Genomic DNA, 3,216 nt, shown 5'->3' with positions numbered 1-3,216 from the left:
TAGTCGTCCCCCGCCGCATGCATCGCCGCCCCCACGATCCCCGCGTTGTTCTGCAGCTGCGCCGGGACGATCTCGGCCTTGATGTCCTCGATGAAGTGCAGGAACTTGTCGGCCTTGCGGCTGACTCCGCCGCCGATGATGAACAGCTCGGGCGAGAACAGCATCTCGACGTGGGCGAGGTACTTCTGGACGCGGTGGGCCCAGTGCTCCCACGTCAGCTCGCCGTCCTCCTTGGCCTTGCTGGACGCCTTCTTCTCGGCGTCGTGGCCGTTCAGTTCGAGGTGGCCCAGCTCCGTGTTGGGGACCAGGGCGCCGTTGACGAACAGGGCGCTGCCGATGCCCGTGCCGAAGGTCAGCAGGATCACCGTGCCCTTGCGACCCTGGCCGGCGCCGAAGTGCATCTCGGCAACGCCCGCCGCGTCCGCGTCGTTGACGACCGTCACCGGGAGGCCGCCCAGTCTCTCGCTGAACAGCGCGCCCGCGTCCCGGTCGATCCAGCTCTTGTCGACGTTCGCCGCCGTACGGATCGTGGCACCGCCGGTGACCACGCCCGGAAACGTGAACCCGACCGGTCCCGTCCAGCCGAAGTGGTCGACGACTTCCTTCACGCCGTCGGCCACTCCGTCCGGCGTCGCCGGGTGCGGGGTCAGCACCTTGTACCGCTCTTCCGTCAATTCGCCCTTGTCCAGGTCCACAGGGGCGCCCTTGATCCCGGATCCACCGATGTCCACGCCGAAGATCTGCATGGCTCCACGCTACGACGTACGACTGACAGTCACTGCCCGGAGGGGGTCGTACGGTCCGCACCGGTGCGCTCGGCGACCAGTGCCGCCGCCTCTTCGCGCAGGTCACGGCGGAGTTCCTTGGGCAGCGAGAACGTGATGGACTCCTCGGCCGCCTTGACCAGCTCGACGTCCTCGAAGCCGCGGCCGGACAGCCATTCCAGGACCTGTTCGACCAGGATCTCCGGTACGGAGGCGCCCGAGGTGACGCCGACCGTGGTCACGCCCTCCAGCCAGGCCTCCTCGATCTCGTCGGCGAAGTCCACCAGGTAGGCGGCGCGGGCGCCGGCCAGCTTGGCGACCTCGACGAGCCGTACGGAGTTGGAGGAGTTCTTCGAGCCGACCACGATCACCAGGTCGGCCTCCTCGCCCATCTGCTTCACGGCGAGCTGGCGGTTCTGCGTGGCGTAGCAGATGTCGTCGCTGGGCGGGGAGATGAGCTGCGGGAACTTCTCCTTCAGGGCGTCGACCGTCTCCATGGTCTCGTCGACCGAGAGGGTGGTCTGGGACAGCCATACGACCCTGGACGGGTCCCGCACCTCGACCTTGGCGACGTCGGACGGGCCGTCGACCAGGGTGATGTGGTCGGGGGCCTCTCCGGAGGTGCCGATGACCTCCTCGTGGCCCTCGTGACCGATCAGCAGGATGTCGAAGTCGTCGTCGGCGAAACGGACGGCTTCCTTGTGGACCTTGGTCACCAGGGGGCAGGTCGCGTCGATGGTGGCGAGGCGGCCCTGCTTGGCCTCGTCGTGGACGACGGGCGCGACGCCGTGCGCGGAGAACATCACGATGTTCCCCTCGGGGACCTCCTCGGTCCGCTCGACGAAGATGGCGCCCTTCTTCTCCAGGGTCTGGACGACGTACTTGTTGTGCACGATCTCGTGCCGGACATAGATCGGAGCCCCGTACTGCTCAAGGGCTTTCTCGACGGCGATCACGGCGCGGTCCACACCCGCGCAGTAGCCCCGGGGGGCGGCGAGCAGGACACGGCGGCCAGACGAAGCAGTCATGCGTCCCATCGTAAGGCCGCGCTCGACGGGTCAAAGATCGCCTCCTTGGGGAGACTGGCCGTGGAGTGGGAGGGGTGGGGGCCGGGCACGACGTACGGGAGACGCGAGATGGCGGACAGGGACAGCGGTACGGCCACGGCCACGGAGACCGCGGCCGGCGACGGACCCCAGCTGCGGCGCAGCCTCGGTTTCCGCGATCTCGTCGTCTACGGGCTGCTGTTCATCGCCCCCATGGCACCGGTCGGCGTCTTCGGCACCCTGGACGCCAAGTCGCACGGCGCGGTCGCGCTGGTCTACATCGTGGCCACGGTCGCGATGGCGTTCACGGCGTTCAGCTACGCGCAGATGGTGCGGGTCGTCCCTCAGGCGGGCTCGGTGTTCGCCTACGCGCGCGTGGGGCTCGGCAGGGAGGCCGGGTTCATCGCCGGCTGGATGGCGATGCTGGACTACGTCCTGATCCCCGCCGTCGCCTACCTCTTCTCCGGGATCGCCATGAACGCGCTGGTCCCGGACGTCTCCCGGTGGGTGTGGACCGCGCTGGCGGTCGCCATCACGACCTGCCTCAACCTCTGGGGTGTGCGTGCGGCGGCCCGCGTGGGCTTCCTCGTCCTCGCGATGGAGATCGTCGTCCTCATCATCTTCGTCGTGTCGGCGATCGTCGTCCTCGCGCGCGACGGCGCCGAACGGGGCTGGCTGTCGCCGCTGTCCGGGGACGGCACGCAGGGCGCGTTCGCGCTGTCGGCGGTGATCGGCGCGGTCTCGGTCGCCGTCCTGTCCTACCTGGGCTTCGACGCGGTCGCCACCTTCGCGGAGGAGGTCACCGGCGGCTCCGAGAAGGTCGCCAGGGCGCTGCTGTTCTGCCTCGCCCTGGTCGGCGTGCTGTTCATCGCCCAGACGTACCTGGTCGCCCTCCTGGAGCCGACGACATCCGCACAGCTGGCCGCCGACCCGGGGAAACAGGGATCGGCGTTCTACGACGCGGTCGACGTCTCGGTGGGCGACTGGCTGCACAACCTGGTGGCCGTCAGCAAGGCGATCGGCGCGGCGTTCGCGGCGCTGGCCGGGCAGGCGGCGGCGGGCCGCCTGGTGTTCGCGATGGCCCGCGACCGGCGCCTCCCCCGCGCCCTGTCGAAGACCGACTCCGGGGTGCCGAGGGTCGCCCTGCTGTCGGCGGCGGTCATCACCCTGATCGCCGCGGTCTGGGCGGCCCGCCGCGACGACGGCCTCGACCACCTGGTCTCGGTCGTGGACATCGGCGCGCTGACCGCGTTCACGTTGCTGCACGCGAGCGTGGTGGGGTGGTTCGCGGTACGACGCCGGGGTGGGCCGGTGGTGTGGTGGCGGCACGTGCTGGTGCCGGTGCTGGGGGCGGCGATCACCGTCGCCGTGATCGTGGAGGCGTCCGGGACCGCGCAGGTGGTGGG

Annotated in this window: 3 protein-coding genes; 1 reads left to right on the top strand and 2 read right to left on the bottom strand. The window is 69.7% G+C overall.

Annotation, left to right across the window (positions count from 1 at the left end):
- Together ppgK and AC31A1_RS49085 are read right to left on the bottom strand one after the other, a co-directional pair.
- On the bottom strand, positions 1–746 hold a 746-nt coding region (gene ppgK, locus AC31A1_RS49090; RefSeq protein WP_489659543.1), incomplete at its 3' end, for a polyphosphate--glucose phosphotransferase.
- Positions 747–775: 29 nt separating this feature from the next.
- Positions 776–1,801, bottom strand: a complete 1,026-nt coding sequence (locus AC31A1_RS49085) for a 4-hydroxy-3-methylbut-2-enyl diphosphate reductase (protein WP_489659542.1) — start codon at positions 1,799–1,801, stop codon at positions 776–778.
- A gap of 99 nt (positions 1,802–1,900) precedes the next feature.
- Between AC31A1_RS49085 and AC31A1_RS49080 the strand changes: the two genes are divergently transcribed.
- On the top strand, positions 1,901–3,216 hold a 1,316-nt coding region (locus AC31A1_RS49080), incomplete at its 3' end, for an APC family permease (RefSeq protein WP_489659541.1).

This window comes from Streptomyces sp. P5F9, from assembly GCF_057961495.1.
This window is presented reverse-complemented; position numbering and strand designations above follow the sequence as displayed.

Coding starts and splice junctions, on each gene's coding strand:
- AC31A1_RS49085 (WP_489659542.1), bottom strand. CDS start 1,801: ATGGGACGCATGACTGCTTCGTCTGGCCGCCGTGTCCTGCTCGCCGCC.